A 20,877-nucleotide genomic window follows, 5' to 3' on the forward strand; every position below is an offset into this window, starting at 1 on the left:
GAAAATAGATTACACAAACTTCGAATAAACACAGTTTATTTGATTCTTTTCTGTAAGTATCTTACTGAAACCTTGCGATTGCAAGGTTTTTCTTTTTCTGAACCCCTTAAAATTTAAGGAGGAAAAGTTATGAATCCAAATTGTAAAAAACGCATGGGTGCTATTCGCTTGGAAACCATGAAAGTAGTGTCTCAAAAGGAAATCGTACCAGCGATCTTTGAACTAGTACTTCAAGGAGACATGGTTGAAGCGATGAAAGCAGGGCAATTTCTTCATTTGCGTGTTCCTGATGACGCCCATCTCTTGCGTCGTCCAATTTCAATCTCGTCTATAGATAAGGCTAAAAAACAATGCCATCTTATTTATCGTATCGAAGGTTCTGGTACAGCAATTTTTTCAACTTTGAAACCAGGTGATAGTTTAGATGTTATGGGACCTCAAGGAAATGGCTTTGACTTATCTGATTTAGATAAGCAGAGTCATGTTCTCCTAGTCGGTGGAGGAATTGGTGTGCCCCCTTTACTTGAAGTAGCTAAACAATTAGATGAACGTGGTGTAGATGTCACAACAGTTCTAGGATTCGCTACTAAAGATGCTGTTATTTTGGAAGATGAATTATCCATATTTAGTCAGGTCTTTGTAACGACTGATGATGGATCTTATGGTATTAAAGGAAATGTATCGGTAGTGATTAATGAATTTGACACAGAATTTGATGCAATCTACTCATGCGGTGCGCCAGGTATGATGAAATACATTAATCAAACATTTTACGACCATCCAAGAGCTTACCTATCCCTAGAATCCCGTATGGCCTGTGGCATGGGAGCTTGCTACGCTTGCGTCTTGAAAGTGCCTGATAGTGAAACAGTTAGTCAACGTGTGTGTGAAGATGGCCCTGTATTTAAAACAGGCACAGTTGTTTTATAAGGAGAGTGTCATGACTACAAATCGATTACAAGTTTCTCTACCAGGCTTAGAATTAAAGAATCCTATCATTCCTGCTTCAGGCTGTTTTGGCTTTGGTCAAGAATATGCCAAATACTATGATTTAGACCTTTTAGGCTCTATCATGATTAAGGCGACTACCCTAGAACCCAGGTTTGGAAATCCAACTCCAAGGGTTGCAGAAACACCAGCAGGTATGCTAAACGCCATTGGTTTACAAAATCCTGGTTTAGAAGTCGTTCTCTCTGAAAAATTACCTTGGCTTGAAAGAGAATACCCAAATCTCCCTATTATCGCCAATGTTGCTGGCTTTTCAAAACAAGAATACGCGGCCGTATCTCATGGAATTTCTAAGGCAACTAACGTGAAAGCCATTGAGCTCAATATCTCTTGTCCTAACGTTGATCATGGGAATCATGGACTTTTAATTGGACAAGATCCTGAGTTGGCCTATGATGTGGTGAAGGCTGCGGTAGAAGCATCAGAAGTGCCCGTTTACGTCAAATTGACTCCAAGTGTTACTGACATCGTAACCATTGCTAAGGCTGCAGAAGATGCTGGAGCTAGTGGAATCACCATGATCAATACCCTTGTAGGAATGCGTTTTGATCTCAAAACAAGAAAGCCGATTATTGCAAATGGGATAGGTGGCATGTCTGGACCTGCAGTATTTCCTGTAGCTCTAAAACTAATCCGTCAAGTAGCTCAAACAACTAAGCTTCCAATCATTGGTATAGGGGGAGTGGATTCTGCTGAAGCTGCCTTAGAAATGTATCTGGCTGGTGCATCAGCTATCGGAGTCGGAACAGCAAACTTTACCAACCCATATTCTTGTCCAGATATTATCGAAAATCTGCCAAAAGTCATGGACAAATATGGTATTGATAGTCTAGAGCAACTCCGTAAAGAAGTCAAAGAAGGTTTACTTTAAGTTTTATGTACTGAATTCAGCCTAAATTGTTTTGAAAGCGCCATTTTTTTGGTATAATAAATACTATGATTATTACAGTACCTATTAAAACAGAAAAAGATATTGCAACGCCAGGACCAAACGTCCTTGTACTAGGTTATTTTGATGGAGTTCACCTTGGACATCAAAAATTATTTGATATAGCTTCTAACATTGCTGCTGAAAAGCGCCAGGGAGTAGCTCTAGTAACTTTTAACGAATCACCAAAACTAACTCTGAATCAATACTCACCTGAACACTTATTGCATATTTTGAATGCTAGTGAACGTGAACGTCGATTGAAGCGAGCTGGAGTTGAGAGTTTATATTTGATGGATTTCACTAGTCGAGTAGCAAATATGACTGCCCAAGAATTCATTGATACCTACGTCAAGGAAGCAAAGGCAGATACCATTGTAGTTGGTTTTGACTATACTCTTGGTTCAGATAGAAAAACAGCTGAGGATTTAAAAGAACTCTTCCATGGTGAAGTGGTTGTTGTTCCACCAGTTGAGGACGAAAAGGGGAAAATTAGTTCAACGCGCATTCGCCAAGCCATTCTAGAAGGAGATGTAAAAGAAGCAGGCAAACTTTTGGGATTCCCTTTACCAACGAGAGGTGTAGTGGTTCATGGAAATGCGCGTGGTCGAACTATTGGCTTCCCGACAGCTAATCTAGTCAACTTGGATCGGACATATATGCCAGCTGATGGTGTTTATGCCGTTGACGTTGAAATCCAAAGAAAAGTCTATCGTGGTATGGCAAGTCTAGGTAAAAATGAAACCTTTGATGGCGAAGAAGAGCGTTTTGAAGTTCATATCTTTGATTTTTCCGACGATATCTATGGGGAGACTGTCATCGTTTCCTGGTTGGACCGTATCCGTGATATGGTAAAATTTGATAGCGTTGATCAATTAGTTAAACAACTAGAAGAAGATGAAAAGATAGCTAGAAAATAAAATCAAAAAATAGTAGAGTTTGGGATTTTCTCAAACTCTTTTTTTATTTGTATTTTAGCTTAAGTTTGGGGAATCATCATAATTATTATAGTAGGCTAAATAAAGAATAGTTCATTTCGACTTCTAAAACATTGCTAGAAATTGATTTGACTCCCCTAATCAATTTGTTTATATCTTATTTCAATCCACTATATTTAACTTAAGTCAACATTTAAAATTAAAACTGACAAGTAGCTATATAAAAATTAGAGTATTATGAATAGAATAAATCTTTTCTACTTTTGTTTCCGGACATCCTAGACTCTGATAAACTTTTTTAAACTATATGTTTATTCAAATTTTAAACAAGATAATCTTTAGATTTCCTTTTTCTTCCTTTTAGTCTTTATTTTATTGAATGTCTATCTTGATTTTTTGAGTATCATTAAAGGTTATGCTATACTAGAAATATGTTAGATTTGGAGAAATATGGTGTGACCATGTGGGAAGAGGACAAGATTCTCTCTTTCCGTCAAAAATTATTAGCCTGGTATGACGAAAATAAGCGGGATTTACCATGGAGACGGAGTAAGAATCCTTACTATATCTGGGTATCTGAAATTATGTTGCAGCAGACTCGAGTTGATACCGTCATTCCCTATTATGAACGTTTTTTAGACTGGTTTCCGACCGTCGAAAGCTTAGCAAATGCTCCTGAGGAGCGCTTATTAAAAGCCTGGGAAGGACTTGGCTATTATTCTCGTGTTCGCAACATGCAAACAGCCGCTCAACAGATTATGAATGAATTTGAAGGCAATTTCCCGTCAACTTATGAAGGTATTGCAAGCTTAAAAGGGATTGGTCCTTATACAGCTGGTGCAATTTCTAGTATTGCCTTTAACCTTCCGCAGCCTGCAGTTGATGGGAATGTCATGCGTGTTTTGGCACGTTTATTTGAAGTCAATCATGATATTGGAAATCCTAGCAATCGCAAGATTTTTCAAGCGATGATGGAAGTTCTGATAGATCCTGATCGTCCAGGTGATTTCAATCAGGCTTTGATGGATTTAGGTTCAGATATTGAGGCTCCTGTCAATCCAAGACCGGAGGAGAGTCCTGTTAAGGACTTCAGTGCTGCTTATCAACATGGAACCATGGCTCACTATCCTATCAAGGCTCCAAAGAAAAAGCCAATTCCTATTTTTCTAAAGGCTCTTGTAGTGCAAAATAGTCAGGGGAAGTTTCTATTGGAAAAGAATGAGAGTGAAAAACTCTTGGCTGGCTTTTGGCATTTTCCTTTGATTGAAGTTGATGAATTCTCAGACCAGACTCAGGACTTGGACCTTTTTAGTCAAGTAGCGGAGCCGATTCTAGAACTGGGACCATCTCCACAGGAGAGTTTTGAACAGGACTATGATCTTAAAGTTGAGTGGCAAGATCTACGTTTTGAAGAGGTCAAGCACATTTTCAGCCATCGTAAATGGCATATCCAGATAATTGCAGGCCGAGTTGCTGAGACAAAGGAATATGCAGATAGAGAAGTCCTTTGGCTAAGTCCAGAAGAATTTATCAATTATCCCCTAGCCAAACCTCAGCAAAAGATTTGGCAAGCCTACTTGAAAAGAAGCTGCTAGCATCGGTCATGCGTGTCTTCTTTACTTTTTTTTGGTATAATGAGATAAGGAAAAAGGTGACTAAATGAAAAAAATACTAATTGTAGATGATGAAAAACCCATCTCAGATATTATAAAATTTAATATGACCAAGGAAGGTTATGAAGTTGTAACTGCTTTTAATGGTCGTGAAGCACTTGAACAATTTGAAGCTGAGCAACCAGATATTATTATCTTGGATTTGATGCTTCCAGAGATTGATGGACTTGAGGTCGCAAAAACTATTCGTAAGACAAGTAGTGTTCCCATTATCATGCTTTCAGCAAAGGATAGCGAATTTGATAAGGTTATCGGGCTTGAGCTTGGGGCGGATGACTATGTAACCAAGCCGTTTTCAAATCGTGAACTACAGGCCCGTGTTAAAGCTCTTCTCCGTCGTACAGATCTTGTCTCAGTTGATAGCCAAGAACCTGAAACGAAATTACAAAGTCTGCAGATTGGCGATTTGGAGATTTTACCAGATGCCTACGTGGCTAAGAAATATGGTGAAGAGTTAGACCTAACCCACCGTGAATTCGAACTCTTGCATCATTTAGCTTCTCATCTTGGACAAGTTATTACCCGAGAACATCTTCTTGAAACCGTTTGGGGATATGACTATTTTGGAGATGTCCGTACAGTTGATGTAACCATTCGACGCTTGCGTGAGAAGATTGAAGATACACCAAGCAGACCTGAATACATCCTAACTCGTCGTGGAGTAGGATATTATATGAGAAATAATGATTGAAGTAATTAGACAAACAATTTTGACGAGCGACTTTATCTTTATCCTCATCTTAATTGGCTTTATTCTGTTAGTGTCTTTTCTCTTGCTTGAGAGTCGTCGTGATAATATTCGTTTGAGGCAGATCAATCAGAAAATAAAAGATTTGATTGATGGTGATTATTCTCAGGTTTTGGATATGCAAGGAAGCTCAGAGATAACTAATATCACTAACAATCTTAATGATTTGTCTGAAGTCATTCGTCTGACTCAAGAAAATCTGGAACAAGAGAGTAAAAGGTTGCATAGTATCCTGTCCTACATGACAGACGGAGTGCTTGCGACCAATCGTCGTGGTCAGATTATCATGATTAATGACATGGCCAAGAGACAACTTGGAGTTGAAAGGGATGATGCTCTTAATCAAAATATCTTAGAGTTACTCAAGATTGAAGAAGAGTATGAGCTGAGAGAACTTATTACTCAGAGCCCTGAGCTGATGATTTATTCGCAGAATCTTAATGGCGAATATATCAGTTTGCGCGTTCGTTTTGCCTTGATTCGTAGAGAGTCTGGCTTTATCTCTGGTTTAGTAGCAGTTCTACATGATACGACTGAACAAGAGAAGGAAGAACGTGAGAGAAGGCTTTTCGTTTCGAACGTTAGTCATGAGTTGCGTACACCTTTGACCAGTGTAAAATCCTATCTTGAGGCCTTGGACGAAGGAGCGCTGACAGAACCAGTTGCTCCAGACTTTATCAAGGTTTCTTTGGATGAAACCAACCGTATGATGCGGATGGTGACGGACCTCTTGCATCTATCACGGATTGATAACGCAACTAGTCACTTAGATGTTGAGTTGATAAACTTTACGGCCTTTATCACCTTTATCCTTAATCGTTTTGATAAAATGAAAAGTCAAGATGAGGAGAAGAAGTACGAGTTGGTGAGAGATTATCCGATTACTTCTGTTTGGATTGAGATTGATACAGATAAGATGACCCAGGTGATTGACAATATCCTGAATAACGCTATCAAGTATTCACCAGATGGTGGAAAAATCACTGTTAACATGAAAACTACAGATGATCAGATGATTTTATCTATTTCAGATCAAGGACTTGGGATTCCTAAAGAAGATTTACCAAAGATTTTTGACCGTTTTTATAGGGTTGATAAGGCTAGAAGTCGTGCTCAAGGAGGAACAGGACTAGGATTGGCTATCGCCAAGGAAATCATCAAGCAACATAAAGGCTTTATCTGGGCCAAGAGTGAATATGGCAAGGGATCTACCTTTACTATCGTACTTCCATACGATAAGGATGCCGTGAAAGAAGAGATTTGGGAGGATGAACTAGAAGACTAGAATGAGTGATATCGGTTTTAAATACAGTATTTTAGCATCGGGTTCCAGTGGAAATTCATTTTACTTGGAAACACCAAAAAAGAAAATTTTAGTAGATGCGGGACTCTCTGGCAAAAAAATTACAAGCCTCTTGAGTGAAATCAATCGTAAACCAGAGGATTTGGATGCTATCTTGATTACGCATGAGCATTCAGACCATATCCATGGCGTGGGCGTTCTGGCTCGTAAGTACGGAATGGATCTTTATGCCAATGAGAAAACCTGGCAGGCTATGGAAAACAGTAAGTATCTTGGTAAGGTTGACTCATCTCAAAAGCATATTTTCGAGATGGGGAAAACCAAAACCTTTGGTGACATCGATATTGAGAGTTTCGGTGTGAGTCATGATGCAGTCGCGCCCCAGTTTTATCGCTTTATGAAGGATGATAAGAGCTTTGTCATGCTGACGGATACGGGCTATGTTAGTGACCGTATGGCTGGCATTGTCGAGAATGCAGATGGCTATCTGATCGAGTCAAATCATGATGTGGAAATTCTACGAGCAGGATCCTACGCATGGCGACTCAAACAACGCATCCTGTCTGACCTTGGTCACCTCTCAAACGAGGATGGAGCAGACGCCATGATTCGCACACTAGGTGATCGTACCAAGAAAATTTACCTAGGCCATTTGTCCAAGGAAAATAATATCAAGGAACTGGCCCACATGACCATGGTCAATCAGTTAGCTCAGGCAGATCTGGGAGTAGGAGTAGACTTTCAAGTTTACGATACTTCACCAGACACCGCAACACCACTGACTGATATATAGAAAGGAACGCCGAGAGGTGTTCTTTTTATATTGACTGGGTTCTTAAAAAGTAATACAATGGTATTACCAATAATTCTAGGAGAAGAAACATGCCGACTATTACATTAAAAGTTTCCGAAGCAGATAAAACATTTATGAAAGCCATGGCTAAGTTTGAAGGAGTTTCTCTATCCGAGTTGATACGAACAAAAACTTTAGAAGCTTTAGAGGATGAATATGATGCTCGTGTAGCAGATTTAGCTTATCAAGAGCATTTAGAAGACTTGGAAAAAGGACTTAAACCCATTACTTGGGAAGAAATGATGCATAATCTAGGTCTGGAGGAAGATTAACTTGTATAAGCTAGTTCCAACAAGACGATTTATCAAACAACTAAAGAAATTAGATCGTTATACGCAGATACTAATTAAAAAGTATCTAGAAAATAACGTTTTAGAGGATCCAAGAAGGCATGGGAAAGCTTTGGTGGGGAATCCATGTGGGCAATGGCTGTACCGGATTGGTAATTATCGAGTTATTGTGCACATTGTAGATGATGAACTGATAGTCTCTACTTTAGAAATAGGTCATCGTAGAGATAATTCTTGAATTTCTTTTCCAAATAAATTTTCATTTTCTAAAATATGATATAATAGGGTTTACAATATAAGAAAGGTTGCTTATGACAATAGATATTAGTGAAGAACAGTTGGCTCTGGAGTCGGCTGACTTATTAAAAATTCTTTTAAAAGATCGAACGACAAAGAAAAATATTGTTTGGGCGACACATTCTTATGAATTGTTGGGAAAAGGATTTGCTCCAAGTGATCGCATCACTCCAAGTAGGGTGACGGGAACCTATGCAAGCTTGATTCAACCTCGTTCGGAAAAGTCTAAGTATGAGCAAAAAGATAGAACCAAGATTCGAGCGGAAGTATTTACGCCTACATGGTTGGTTGAAAAGCAAAATGCTTATGTGGAAGCTGAACTTGAAGTTCTAGCGCTTGAAGAATATATCAAAGTCCGCTGGCTAGAAATTACCTGTGGTGAGGCTCCTTATATGGTAACCCGCTATGATACAGTAACCGGAGAGGAAATTCCACTGTCTGAGCGAGTTGGTTTTGTTGATAGAAAATTACAGCGCATTAGTCGTGAGGTTACAGAAGAAGCCACCTTCTATGAACTTGTAAAAGAAGTTTACCGTGCTTCCTATGGCTATGAGTATCAAGGAGATTCCCTGCTTTTGGCGCGTGAAAATCTTTTAGCAACCTTTGAGGATTACTATCTAGCTAAGACTGGAAATCAACCAACATTAGAGCAAAAGAAAGAAATTGCAACCATTATCTCTTATAACGTCTTTCAGATGGACGGATTGAATAAAATCAGTCCTTACTCAGGTACACAAAAGCAATCTCAACAGCTAAGCTTGTTTTCAGATGAGCTGGAAGTAGAACAAGCAGTAGAATCTAAAACCCAAATCAAAGACTGGAAAAAGAATAAGATGATAGGTTTTGAGCGCCTATCTAGTGAGGAAAGTGAAATGAAATTTGATGTCGTGATAGGAAATCCGCCGTATCAAATAGATAGTGGGACATCTGCTCGTGATGATGCTATATATAATTTATTTTATGACTCTGCTGAAGAGATTTCAAAAAAATACCTACTTATTACCCCTGCTCGTTTTCTATTTAATGCAGGATCTACTCCTAAAAAATGGAATAAGAAAATGCTTGAAGACGAAAAATTAAAGGTTGTTTTCTATGAGCAAGACTCATCAAAAGTATTTCCGGGTGTTGGCATTTCTGGAGGTGTTGTAATTCTATATAGGAATGAAGATAAAATTTCTGGGCCTATAGGCTCCTTTACCAGTCATCCGGAGCTAAATAGTATTTCAAAGAAAGTAGAAAGTAACACTCCATCAACTTTGAATAATATTATTTCAGGTAGAGGTATCTATAGATTAACAGAAAAAGCGCATTTGGATTTTCCTCAGATTGAAAGTATACAATCAAAGGGGCATAAAAATGATATTGGTACAGGTGCATTTGATAAATTTACTGACATAATTTTCTTTGATTCGATTAATGAAAAGAAAGAAAATTTTACTAAGGTATATGGTAGATATCAAAACAATCGAGTGTATAGATATATACAAAGTGATTATATAAACAAACCTTTAGGTCATGAGAATTGGAGAGTTATACTACCAAAAGCGTATGGAACTGGCATTGCGAATAATAACACTTCTGTAATTTTGATAGGAGAACCATTTGTTATAGAACCTCTTTCAGCTTTTACTGAAACATACATTTCGATTGGTCAGTTTAGTAGTCAAGAGGAAGCATTAAACTGTTTAAAATATATAAAGAGTAAATTTGCTAGAGTATTACTCGCTGTCTTAAAAGTTACTCAGGATAATACACGTGATAAGTGGGCTAAAGTCCCACTCCAAGACTTTACGGTCAATTCGGACATTGATTGGACACAATCAGTGGCTGACATTGACCGTCAGCTCTATCAAAAATATGACCTTTCCCCTGAGGAAATTGCCTTTATTGAGACCCATGTAAGGGAGATGGACTAGAAAAATACTTTTATTTGACATATAGCGCCCAATGATCTATAATAGATTGCATAGGATTAGGTCAGGAAGCATACGATGCCCTGACCCTTTTTGTTTTATAGGAGATTAGTTTGAAGGAACATAAAACATTCAATCAACAATTAACGATTTTAAGAAATAGGGGAGTTGTGGTCCCAACGAATGGCAAACCAAAGAGATTTTTAGAACAAGAAAATTATTACAATGTTATAAACGGCTACAAAGATTTATTTTTAGTAAAGGATAGCAATAATCTCCCTGTTGAGCCTGAACTTTATCAAGAAGATACTCATTTTAACGAACTCAAAGCCCTATTTTTATTTGACAGGGAATTACGAATATTATTATTGAAATATTTATTGATATTCGAAAACTCAATAAAAACTACGATTGCATATGAATTTTCCAAAAAATATTCTCGGAAGAATGCTTATTTAGATATTGCAAATTTTGTCGATAATGACCCTAAAAAGGTTCTTCAACAAATCTCTATCTTAACAAAGACTATTCATGATAAGGTAGATAGGACAGGGGCTATTAAGCACTACATTGAAGAGCATGGAGAAGTCCCACTTTGGGTTTTGGTTAATTTTCTTACGATGGGAAACATTGCTAATTTTTACAATATTTTAACGGATAGCATGAAGAATATCATTGCAAAGTTTTATACAGACAAGTACAGAACACAAAATAAAGATCATACATTTAGACTTTCTAGTGCAGATTTAAGCGCTTGTTTGAAAGTGGTTAACTTAGTTAGAAATATCTGTGCACATGATGAACGACTGTATAATGTTAATTTAAGAAGTGTCAGAGTTTCCCAGATAGCAAATCATTTTGGGATTAGCAGATATGATAATAAACGTTTCATAGTGGTCATTCTATTTTTAAAAGTTGTACTTGATAAAAAAGATTTTCAAAGATTATATAAAGCTTTGATGCATTTATTTAAACAGTACGCTGATGAATTCAAAACAGTAGTATTTAACGACATTTTAAAGACTATGGGAATCGACTTAACTGAGTTGGAAAAATTAGCCTAATTTCATTTTAAAAGGAACACGTATGTCAGTTGAGATTAAAACAAAAAAGAAAATTGATCCTAAAATCTATGCTTACACTACACCGACTGTAACCAGTAATGAGGGCTGGATTAAGATTGGTTATACGGAGCGTGATGTAACGCAACGGATTAAAGAACAAACGCATACTGCTCATATAGATACAGATATCTTATGGACGGCTGCTGCAGCATATACGGAAGAACCTGATAAAGGAAAAACTTTTAAGGATCATGATTTCCACCATTTCCTTTCTTTCCATGATGTGGAGCGTCGTCCTAAGACGGAATGGTTTTACTTTAATGGAACTCCTGAAAAATCTAAAAATCTTTTTGATAAGTTTGTTCAGCATGATTTGTCAGGGTATCAGCCCGGCCAAGGACAGGACTATACTCTGCGACAAGAGCAAAAAGAAGCAGTTGCTAAAACGGTAGCTTATTTCAAGAATCACCCAGGAGGTAAGTTCCTCTGGAATGCCAAGCCACGCTTTGGTAAGACCTTGTCTACCTATGACCTAGCTCGTCGGATGGAAGCTGTCAATGTCCTGATTGTAACAAACAGACCTGCCATTGCTAATTCGTGGTATGATGATTTCGAAACATTCATAGCAGGTCAAACGACTTACAAGTTTGTTTCAGAGTCAGATAGCCTTAAAAATCGTCCAACATTGTCACGAAAAGAATTTGTTGGCCTTTTAGATGATGATGTACGACAACTTGCTTTTATCAGTCTTCAAGACTTGAAAGGTTCTGCTTATCTAGGTGGAGAGCATAATAAACTCAAATGGGTAACTGACCTACATTGGGATTTGTTGGTCATCGATGAGGCTCATGAAGGAGTTGATACTTTTAAGACAGATCAAGCCTTTAACAAGATTCGTCGGAATTTTACTTTACATCTTTCTGGAACTCCATTTAAGGCACTAGCTAAGGGAGATTTTACAGAGGAGCAGATCTATAACTGGTCTTATGCGGATGAACAGTCTGCCAAATCTACTTGGTCTCCTGAACAAGAAGAGGAAAATCCATATGAAAGCTTGCCTCAGTTGAATCTCTTTACCTATCAAATGTCCCAGATGATTGGTGAAGAGCTAGAAAAAGGTGCTCAACTAGATGGTGAAAATATCGATTATGCTTTTGACTTGAGTGAATTTTTCGCTACAGATGATAAAGGGAAATTTGTCCATGAACAAGATGTTATAAATTGGTTAGATACTCTATCAAGCAATGAAAAGTATCCATTTTCAACCAAAGAACTTCGGAACGAACTCAAGCATACTTTTTGGTTGTTGGAGCGTGTAGCCTCAGCTAAGGCCTTAAAAGCACTACTAGAAGAACACCCCATCTATGAAAATTATGAGATTGTTCTAGCTGCTGGTGACGGACGTATGTCAGAGGAAGATGATAAGGTCAAACTCAAATCCTTAGACTTGGTTAGAAAAGCGATAGCAGAGAATGACAAAACCATTACCCTATCAGTCGGTCAGTTGACGACAGGTGTGACTATCCCTGAATGGACAGGCGTATTGATGTTATCAAACTTGAAATCACCTGCTCTCTATATGCAGGCTGCCTTTCGTGCTCAGAATCCATATTCATGGAGTGATAACAAAGGAAATCACTTCCGCAAAGAAAGAGCCTATGTATTTGACTTTGCGCCAGAAAGAACCTTGATTCTCTTCGATGAGTTTGCCAATAACTTATCTCTTGCAACTGCTGGAGGTGGAGGAACTTCCGCAACTCGTGAAGAAAATATTAGAGAATTACTAAATTTCTTCCCTGTTATAGCAGAAGACCGTGCAGGTAAGATGGTTGAAATTGATGCCAAGGCGGTTCTAACCATACCTCGTCAGATAAAAGCTAGAGAAGTTCTCAAACGAGGCTTTATGTCCAATCTCCTTTTTGATAATATCAGTGGAATTTTCCAAGCTAGTCAAACCGTTCTAGATATTTTAAATGAGCTTCCAGTTGAAAAGGAAGGCAAGTTACAAACACCTTCTGCACTACTAGACTTTTCAGATGTTACAGTCGATGATGAGGGCAATGCAGTAGTTGACCATGAAATCGTAGTTAATCAGCAGATGCGACTTTTTGGTGAAAAAGTTTATGCGCTGGGTGAGTCAGTTACAGAGTTGGTCACTGAGAATGAAGACAAAACTCAAAAACAGCTGGTCAATGACTTGAGCAAGACAGTTTCTTCAGTGATAGTAGGGGAATTGAAAGCTGGATATGATCTGAAAACTCGGGAAACAGACCAAATCAAGAAAGAAATTTCCAAAACATTTGAGAATGAAGTTCGAAAAAATGAGATAGAACGTAAAATTTCTGAAGCTCATATCAAGGAAGAGTTGCAACAACAGCTCAAGGAAACAAATGATAAGGAACAGAAAGATAAGATTCAAGAAGTTCTTGAAAAACGTTTAGAAGAAAATAATCTCATTCACAAAGAAAAATTAGAACAAACACTCAAAAAAGAAGTGGAAAAAATGCCTGAGAAATTTATCGAACAAGTTGAGATAAAACGTGTGGAGCAGTTGAAACAATCCGCTCAGGATGAGATTCGTGATCACCTTCGAGGATTTGCAAGAACAATTCCTAGTTTTATTATGGCCTATGGTGATCCATCTCTAACACTTGATAATTTTGACACCTTTGTTCCTGAACATGTTTTTTATGAAGTAACAGGGATTACGATTGATCAATTTAGATATTTGAGAGATGGTGGGCAAGATTTTACAGGACATCTATTCGATCGAGCAACGTTTGATGAAGCCATTCAAGAATTTCTTCGTAAGAAAGAGGAATTGGCAGATTATTTTAAAGATCAGAAAGAAGATATTTTTGACTATATTCCACCGCAGAAAACCAATCAGATTTTCACTCCTAAACGAGTGGTAAAGAGAATGGTGGATGATCTTGAAAAAGAAAACCCAGGAATCTTTGATGATTCATCTAAGACATTTATTGATTTGTATATGAAATCAGGCCTCTATATTGCAGAATTGGTTAAACGTCTCTATAATAGCGTAGGTATGCAAGAAGCCTTTCCAAATCCTGAAGAACGCTTAAAACATATCCTAGAAAATCAAGTTTATGGATTTGCGCCTTCAGAAATTATCTACAACATTTCCACTAATTTTATCTTTGGAAATCTCTCCCAAGATATTAGTAGAAAGAACTTTGTTTTAGAAGATACCATTCCTGCTGCTAAAGAAGGAAGGATTCAGGAGTTGGTTGATTCCTATTTTGAAAATAATTAAAAAAGAAGGCATTGACCTTCTTTTTTATATCTTTTTTACAAGCCTGCAAATTCTTTGATTTCTTGTGCTGACATAGAAGAGTCGCAACGGACATTGATTTGTCCATCAGCAATGTGAACGAAGCCTGGTACAGTTGGGATTCCGCAGCGTGAGCGGAATGCTTGCAACTCATTGAGTTGGCTTGGTTCTTCACTATTGATGAAGTAGATGTGAGCTTTAGTTTCAGCTACGACACCTGACAATGTAGCAGCAAATTTACGGCAGTAAGGGCAAGTTTTGCGACCGATAAAGAAGGTTGCAGTTTCTTTTTTATCAAGAGCTTCTTGCGCACGCGCAACTGTAGTGACTTCAAGGTCTTTGATGTTATCTAAAAATTGTTCCATGAGATTACCTCGCTTTCATTGATATGTCTAGTATGCCATAAAGTTTCTAAAATTGCTTAGATTTGATACGAAAAAAAGATGAGATTGGTTGGTCTCATCTTTTATAGGGCCTTATTTTACAAAAGCATTGATTTCTGCTTCGATATTAGTAATCTTAGCTTGTGATTCTTCGTTTGTTTCCCCTACAACTGCAATGTAGAACTTGATTTTTGGTTCTGTACCTGAAGGGCGAACGGCAATCCATGAACCGTCAGCAAGTGTGTATTTCAACACATCACTTGGAGGAGTTGTTAAGTTTGTAACAGTACCGTCAGCAGCAGTAGCTGTTTGAGCTTTGAAGTCTTCTACGACCGTGATAGCTGTTGCATTCCATTCTTTTGGAGCATTGTTACGGAATTTAGCCATAATCGCTTTGATTTGTTCAGCACCATCGACACCTGAAAGGGTAACAGAGATTGTCTTTTCTGCATAGTAGCCGTACTCTTTGTAGATTTCTTCGATACCGTCAGCAAGGGTCAAACCACGTGAACGATAGTAGGCAGCAAGTTCAGCAACGACTAGAACAGCTTGGATAGCGTCTTTATCACGTACGAATGGTTTAATCAAGTAACCGAAGCTTTCTTCAAATCCCATCATGTAAGTGTGATTGTGTTTTTCTTCGAATTCTTGGATTTTTTCAGCGATAAATTTGAAACCAGTCAGAACGTTGAACATGGTTGCCCCGTAGCTTTCAGCAATTTTCGTTACCAAGTCAGTTGAAACGATAGATTTGCAGAGCGCTGCATTTTCAGGAAGAGTTCCAGCATTTTTGTGGGCTTCCAAGATGTATTTAGCCATGATAGCACCGATTTGGTTACCTGAAAGGTTGAGGTAGCTACCATCTTTTTGAAGAACTTCAACACCAACACGGTCAGCGTCTGGGTCAGTTGCGACAAGAACGTCTGCACCAACTTGACGACCAAGTTCTTCAGCAAGGGCAAAGGCTGCTTGGCTTTCTGGGTTTGGAGATTTTACAGTTGAGAAGTCAGGATCGGCAGTTGCTTGCGCTTCAACGACTTGAACAGAGTCAAATCCTGCTTGGGCAAGGGCACGACGAGCCAACATTTCACCAGTACCATGAAGTGGTGTGTAGACAATCTTCATGTCTTTACCGAATTCTTCAATCAAGGCTGGGTTGATGTTAACGTCCTTAACTTCTTTAAGGTATTCTACGTCGACAGCTTCGCCGATGACTTCAATCAAGCCAGAAGCTTTTTCAGCTTCCACATCAGCAACTTCAACAGCAAACGGGTTTTCGATTGCACGGATATAAGTAGTCAAAGCGTCTGCGTCGTGTGGAGGCATTTGTCCACCGTCTTCACCGTAAACCTTGTAACCGTTAAATGGTGCAGGGTTGTGGCTGGCTGTGACCATGATACCCGCGAAACAGTTGAGGTGACGAACTGCAAATGATAATTCTGGAGTTGGACGAAGGCTTTCAAATACGTAAGATTTGATGCCGTGTTTAGCAAGAACTGCCGCAGATTCAAAGGCAAACTCTGGTGAGAAGTGACGGCTATCGTAGGCGATTGCGACACCACGTTCTTTTTCATTTCCACCTTTAGACTCAATCAAACGAGCTAATCCTTCAGTAGCTTGACGAACAACGTAGATGTTGATGCGGTTTGTACCAGCACCAATCAAGCCACGCATACCTGCAGTACCAAACTCAAGATTTGTATAGAAGGCATCTTCCTTTGTTTTTTCGTCCATATTTTCCAAATCTTGACGAAGGTAGTCAGGAAGCTCCGCAAAATCAACCCATTTCTGGTAATTTTCTTGGTAAGACATTAAAATTCTCCTTTTTGTAAATTGTTTTAACCGTTCACATTATAGCACTTTTTAGCGTTTTAGTAAAACGGCAGCATAATTTTCAGAAAAGTAGTGACATATGCCTGTTTATCAAGTCTTGAATGCCTTAGGGAAACATGCTATACTACTTGTATGATTATTTTACAAGCTAATAAAATTGAACGTTCTTTTGCAGGAGAGGTTCTTTTTGATAATATTAATCTGCAGGTTGATGAACGTGATCGGATAGCCCTTGTTGGGAAAAATGGTGCAGGTAAGTCTACTCTTTTGAAGATTTTGGTTGGAGAAGAGGAGCCAACTAGTGGAGAAATCAATAAGAAAAAAGATATTTCTCTGTCTTACCTAGCCCAAGATAGCCGTTTTGAGTCTGAAAATATCATCTACGATGAAATGCTTTATGTCTTTGATGACTTGCGTCGGACGGAGAAACAACTTCGTCAGATAGAGCTGGAGATGGGTGAAAAGTCTGGTGAGGATTTGGATAAACTGATGTCAGATTACGATCGCTTATCTGAGAATTTTCGCCAAGCAGGCGGCTTTACCTATGAAGCTGATATTCGAGCGATTTTAAATGGATTCAAGTTTGACGAATCTATGTGGCAGATGAAAATTGCCGAGCTTTCTGGGGGCCAAAACACTCGCTTGGCTCTAGCCAAAATGCTTCTTGAAAAACCAAATCTCTTGGTATTGGACGAGCCAACCAACCACTTGGATATTGAAACTATTGCTTGGCTAGAGAATTACTTGGTAAACTATAGCGGCGCGCTCATTATTGTTAGCCACGACCGTTATTTCTTAGACAAGGTTGCGACAATTACGCTAGATTTGACCAAGCATTCCTTGGATCGCTATGTGGGCAATTATTCTCGTTTTGTTGAGCTGAAGGAGCAAAAGCTAGCTACTGAAGCAAAAAACTATGAAAAGCAACAAAAGGAAATTGCCGCTCTGGAAGATTTTGTCAACCGCAATCTAGTCCGAGCTTCAACGACTAAACGTGCCCAATCTCGTCGTAAACAACTAGAAAAAATGGAGCGTTTGGACAAGCCAGAAGCTGGCAAGAAATCAGCCAATATGACCTTCCAGTCTGAAAAAACGTCGGGCAATGTTGTTTTGACTGTTGAAAATGCAGCTATTGGCTATGATGGGGAAGTCCTGTCACAACCGATTAACCTAGACCTTCGTAAGATGAATGCTGTCGCTATCGTCGGTCCAAATGGTATTGGCAAATCAACTTTTATCAAGTCTATTGTGGACCAGATTCCTTTTATCAAGGGGGAAAAGCGATTTGGGGTTAATGTTGAAATTGGTTACTATGACCAAACCCAAAGCAAGCTGACACCAAGTAATACTGTATTAGATGAACTCTGGAATGATTTTAAACTGACGCCGGAAGTTGAAATCCGTAACCGTCTAGGTGCCTTCCTTTTCTCAGGAGATGATGTTAAAAAATCAGTCGGCATGTTATCTGGTGGCGAAAAAGCTCGTTTGCTTTTAGCTAAATTGTCTATGGAGAACAACAACTTCTTGATTCTGGACGAGCCGACCAACCACTTGGATATTGATAGCAAGGAAGTGCTAGAAAATGCCTTGATTGACTTTGATGGAACTCTTCTATTCGTCAGTCACGACCGTTACTTTATCAATCGTGTGGCAACTCATGTACTGGAATTGTCAGAGAATGGCTCGACTCTCTATCTTGGAGATTACGACTACTATGTCGATAAAAAGACTGAAATTGAAGTCAGTCAGATAGAGGAAGATTCAACCAGCAATCAAGCAAAAGAAGCAAGCCCAGTTAATGACTATCAGGCTCAGAAAGAAAGTCAAAAAGAAGTTCGCAAACTCATGCGACAAATCGAAAGTCTAGAAGCTGAAATTGAAGAGCTAGAAAGTCAAAGTCAAGCGATTTCTGAACAAATGTTGGAAACAAACGATGCCGTCGAACTGATGGAATTACAGGCTGAGCTGGATAAAATCAGCCATCGTCAGGAAGAAGCTATGCTTGAATGGGAAGAATTATCAGAGCAGGTGTAAAGATGGAACATCTTGGAAAAGTATTTCGTGAATTTCGGACAAGTGGAAATTATTCTTTAAAGGAGGCAGCAGGGGAGTCTTGCTCTACCTCTCAGTTATCTCGCTTTGAGCTTGGGGAGTCTGATCTAGCAGTCTCACGTTTCTTTGAGATTTTGGATAATATTCATGTCACAATCGAAAATTTCATGGATAAGGCCAGAAATTTTCAACATCATGAGCATGTCAGCTTGATGGCTCAGATTATTCCACTTTACTACTCAAATGATATTGAAGGTTTTCAAAAACTTCAAGAAGAACAACTTGAAAAAGCTAAGAGTTCAACAAATCCCCTCTATTTTGAGCTGAACTGGATTTTGTTACAAGGTCTGATTTGTCAAAGAGATGCTAGCTTCACTATGAAGCAAACAGATCTGGATAAGGTGGCGGATTATCTTTTTCAAACAGACGAATGGACCATGTATGAGTTGATTCTGTTTGGCAATCTCTATAGCTTCTATGATGTTGACTATGTTGCTCGCCTTGGTAGAGAAGTGATGGAGAGGGAAGATTTCTACAAAGAAATTGGTCGCCATCGAAAACTGGTCTTGATTTTAGCTCTTAATTGTTACCAGCATTGTTTAGAACATCTTGCTTTTGAAAATGCCAGCTACTTTGAAGCTTATATAGAGAAAATTATAGGTAAGAGCATCAAACTCTATGAGCGTAATGTTTTCCACTTTCTTAAGGGATTTGCTCTTTATCAGAAGGGGCAAAAAGAAGAAGGTTGTAAACAAATGCAGGAAGCCATGCGTATTTTTGACCTACTAGGTCTTCCAGAGCAAGTAGCCTACTATCAGGAACACTACGAGAAATTTGTCAAAGATTAATTTTCCCAAATATGGGAAAAATGAGAAACTCCTCCAAGTTTTGATACAATAGTTTCAAAATTTGAGAGGAGTTTTTATGAATCGATATGCAGTACAGTTGATTAGTCGCGGAGCTATTAACAAATTAGGAAATATGCTCTATGATTATGGAAATAGTGTTTGGTTGGCATCGATGGGAACGATTGGGCAAACCGTTCTAGGGATTTATCAGATCTCTGAACTCGTTACATCCATACTAGTTAATCCCTTTGGAGGCGTGATTTCAGACCGTTTTTCCCGTCGCAAGATTTTGATGACAACAGACTTGGTTTGTGGGATTCTCTGTCTAGTTATTTCTTTTATAAGAAATGATAGCTTGATGATTGGCGCTTTGATTTTTGCTAATATTGTTCAGGCAGTTGCCTTTGCATTTTCTCGCACTGCCAATAAAGCTATCATAACGGAAGTTGTAGCAAAGGACGAGATAGTGACCTATAACTCTCGCTTGGAGTTAGTTTTACAGGTTGTAGGAGTCAGTTCTCCGGTGCTTTCTTTCCTTGTTTTACAATTTGCAAGTCTCCATCTGACGCTCTTATTAGATGCTTTGACCTTTTTCATTGCTTTTGCCCTAGTCGCTTTACTTCCCAAAGAAGAACCAAAGGTTCAAGAGCAGAAGAGTTTTACAGGGAAAGATATTTTTGCAGATATCAAAGATGGCTTGCACTATATCTGGCATCAAAAAGAAATTTTCTTTCTCTTGTTAGTGGCTTCCAGCGTGAATTTCTTTTTTGCAGCTTTTGAATTTTTGCTACCCTTTTCAAATAAACTTTATGGTGTAGACGGAGCCTATGCAACTATCTTAACCATGGGTGCGATTGGCTCAATCGTCGGAGCACTGATAGCAAATAAATTTAAATCCAGTATGAATACACTTTTGTTCTTATTGATCCTCACAGGAGTAGGAGTTTTCATGATGGGCTTGCCACTGCCAAATTTTCTAACTTTTTCAGGAAACCTTGTTTGTGAACTATTTATGACGATTTTTAATATTCACTTCTTTACGCAGGTACAGACCAAGGTTGACGGAGACTATCTGGGGAGGGTATTGAGTACCATTTTTACACTGGCAATTCTCTTTATGCCGATTGCAAAAGGTGTGATGACATTTTTACCAAGTGTGCACTTAGCTTCCTTTTTGATTATCGGACTTGGAGTTATTTTTCTTTCGTTGGTATCGATAATCTATATTCAAAGACAGAAGAAGGATTCGGGTGAGCAAAATCAAAATTGAAGATAAAATTAAGTAAATCTGCCCATTATAAAACGTATCGTATCAACTCTCTTTTGTACTGACCCCAAAAAGTTAGACAATTAATTTATTCAAAGGATTTAGTTCTGTATTGCACAGGACTGAGTCCTTTTAGTTTTACCTTAATTCGTTTGTTGTTGTAATAATCAATATAGTTTACAAT

General features: G+C 38.5%; 18 protein-coding genes. 15 read left to right on the forward strand and 3 right to left on the reverse strand.

Going from position 1 to position 20,877, the window contains the following annotated elements; translation table 11 throughout:
• Positions 1-129: 129 nt before the first annotated feature.
• From QM928_RS07715 to QM928_RS07770, 12 genes are all read left to right on the forward strand, one after another.
• The gene (locus QM928_RS07715; RefSeq protein ID WP_414294912.1) at positions 130-930 is read left to right on the forward strand and encodes a dihydroorotate dehydrogenase electron transfer subunit; all 801 of its coding nucleotides are present in this window, start codon (positions 130-132) and stop codon (positions 928-930) included.
• Positions 893-1,879, forward strand: coding sequence for a dihydroorotate dehydrogenase (locus QM928_RS07720; protein ID WP_083301286.1), 987 nt, complete (start codon positions 893-895; stop codon positions 1,877-1,879). The genes QM928_RS07715 and QM928_RS07720 overlap by 38 nt, the downstream gene beginning before the upstream one ends.
• 65 nt (positions 1,880-1,944) lie before the next feature.
• Positions 1,945-2,856, forward strand: a complete 912-nt coding sequence (locus QM928_RS07725) for a bifunctional riboflavin kinase/FAD synthetase (protein ID WP_153225528.1) — start codon at positions 1,945-1,947, stop codon at positions 2,854-2,856.
• Between the two features lie 449 nt (positions 2,857-3,305).
• Positions 3,306-4,469, forward strand: a complete 1,164-nt coding sequence (gene mutY, locus QM928_RS07730; protein WP_414294911.1) for an A/G-specific adenine glycosylase — start codon at positions 3,306-3,308, stop codon at positions 4,467-4,469.
• A gap of 64 nt (positions 4,470-4,533) precedes the next feature.
• Positions 4,534-5,238: a response regulator YycF gene (gene yycF / locus QM928_RS07735; protein ID WP_075231732.1), complete on the forward strand. Its 705-nt coding sequence runs from the start codon at positions 4,534-4,536 to the stop codon at positions 5,236-5,238.
• Positions 5,231-6,580, forward strand: a complete 1,350-nt coding sequence (gene vicK, locus QM928_RS07740; RefSeq protein ID WP_248034301.1) for a cell wall metabolism sensor histidine kinase VicK — start codon at positions 5,231-5,233, stop codon at positions 6,578-6,580. The genes yycF and vicK overlap by 8 nt, the downstream gene beginning before the upstream one ends.
• Before the next feature lies 1 nt (position 6,581).
• Positions 6,582-7,391: an MBL fold metallo-hydrolase gene (locus QM928_RS07745; RefSeq protein ID WP_248034300.1), complete on the forward strand. Its 810-nt coding sequence runs from the start codon at positions 6,582-6,584 to the stop codon at positions 7,389-7,391.
• Between the two features lie 89 nt (positions 7,392-7,480).
• Positions 7,481-7,723, forward strand: a complete 243-nt coding sequence (gene relB / locus QM928_RS07750) for a type II toxin-antitoxin system RelB family antitoxin (protein ID WP_248034299.1) — start codon at positions 7,481-7,483, stop codon at positions 7,721-7,723.
• Position 7,724: 1 nt separating this feature from the next.
• Positions 7,725-7,979, forward strand: a complete 255-nt coding sequence (locus QM928_RS07755) for a type II toxin-antitoxin system RelE family toxin (protein WP_248034298.1) — start codon at positions 7,725-7,727, stop codon at positions 7,977-7,979.
• Between the two features lie 73 nt (positions 7,980-8,052).
• The gene (locus tag QM928_RS07760; RefSeq protein ID WP_248034297.1) at positions 8,053-9,954 is read left to right on the forward strand and encodes an Eco57I restriction-modification methylase domain-containing protein; all 1,902 of its coding nucleotides are present in this window, start codon (positions 8,053-8,055) and stop codon (positions 9,952-9,954) included.
• 110 nt (positions 9,955-10,064) lie between these two features.
• Entirely contained in the window at positions 10,065-11,015 is a 951-nt protein-coding gene (locus QM928_RS07765; RefSeq protein WP_248034296.1) for an Abi family protein, read from the forward strand.
• 22 nt (positions 11,016-11,037) lie between these two features.
• Positions 11,038-14,292: a DEAD/DEAH box helicase family protein gene (locus QM928_RS07770; protein WP_414294910.1), complete on the forward strand. Its 3,255-nt coding sequence runs from the start codon at positions 11,038-11,040 to the stop codon at positions 14,290-14,292.
• A gap of 35 nt (positions 14,293-14,327) precedes the next feature.
• On the opposite strand, the gene QM928_RS07775 is transcribed toward QM928_RS07770, so the two are convergent.
• Positions 14,328-14,675 (reverse strand): thioredoxin, encoded by a 348-nt coding sequence (locus QM928_RS07775; protein ID WP_414294909.1) that lies wholly within the window; start codon positions 14,673-14,675, stop codon positions 14,328-14,330.
• A 111-nt stretch (positions 14,676-14,786) separates the two neighbouring features.
• Positions 14,787-16,505, reverse strand: a complete 1,719-nt coding sequence (locus QM928_RS07780) for a phospho-sugar mutase (protein ID WP_173234270.1) — start codon at positions 16,503-16,505, stop codon at positions 14,787-14,789.
• A gap of 153 nt (positions 16,506-16,658) precedes the next feature.
• Between QM928_RS07780 and QM928_RS07785 the strand changes: the two genes are divergently transcribed.
• From QM928_RS07785 to QM928_RS07795, 3 genes are all read left to right on the forward strand, one after another.
• Positions 16,659-18,560 (forward strand): ABC-F family ATP-binding cassette domain-containing protein, encoded by a 1,902-nt coding sequence (locus QM928_RS07785; protein WP_414294908.1) that lies wholly within the window; start codon positions 16,659-16,661, stop codon positions 18,558-18,560.
• 2 nt (positions 18,561-18,562) lie between these two features.
• Positions 18,563-19,426, forward strand: a complete 864-nt coding sequence (locus QM928_RS07790; protein ID WP_414294936.1) for a MutR family transcriptional regulator — start codon at positions 18,563-18,565, stop codon at positions 19,424-19,426.
• Between the two features lie 76 nt (positions 19,427-19,502).
• The gene (locus QM928_RS07795; RefSeq protein ID WP_414294907.1) at positions 19,503-20,696 is read left to right on the forward strand and encodes an MFS transporter; all 1,194 of its coding nucleotides are present in this window, start codon (positions 19,503-19,505) and stop codon (positions 20,694-20,696) included.
• An 85-nt stretch (positions 20,697-20,781) separates the two neighbouring features.
• Here the strand turns inward: QM928_RS07795 and QM928_RS07800 are convergent.
• On the reverse strand, positions 20,782-20,877 hold a 96-nt coding region (locus tag QM928_RS07800; protein ID WP_414273886.1), incomplete at its 5' end, for an IS3 family transposase.

Origin of the sequence: Streptococcus infantis (assembly GCF_047460405.1) — a bacterium.
Classification (GTDB): Bacteria; Bacillota; Bacilli; order Lactobacillales; family Streptococcaceae; genus Streptococcus; species Streptococcus infantis_Q.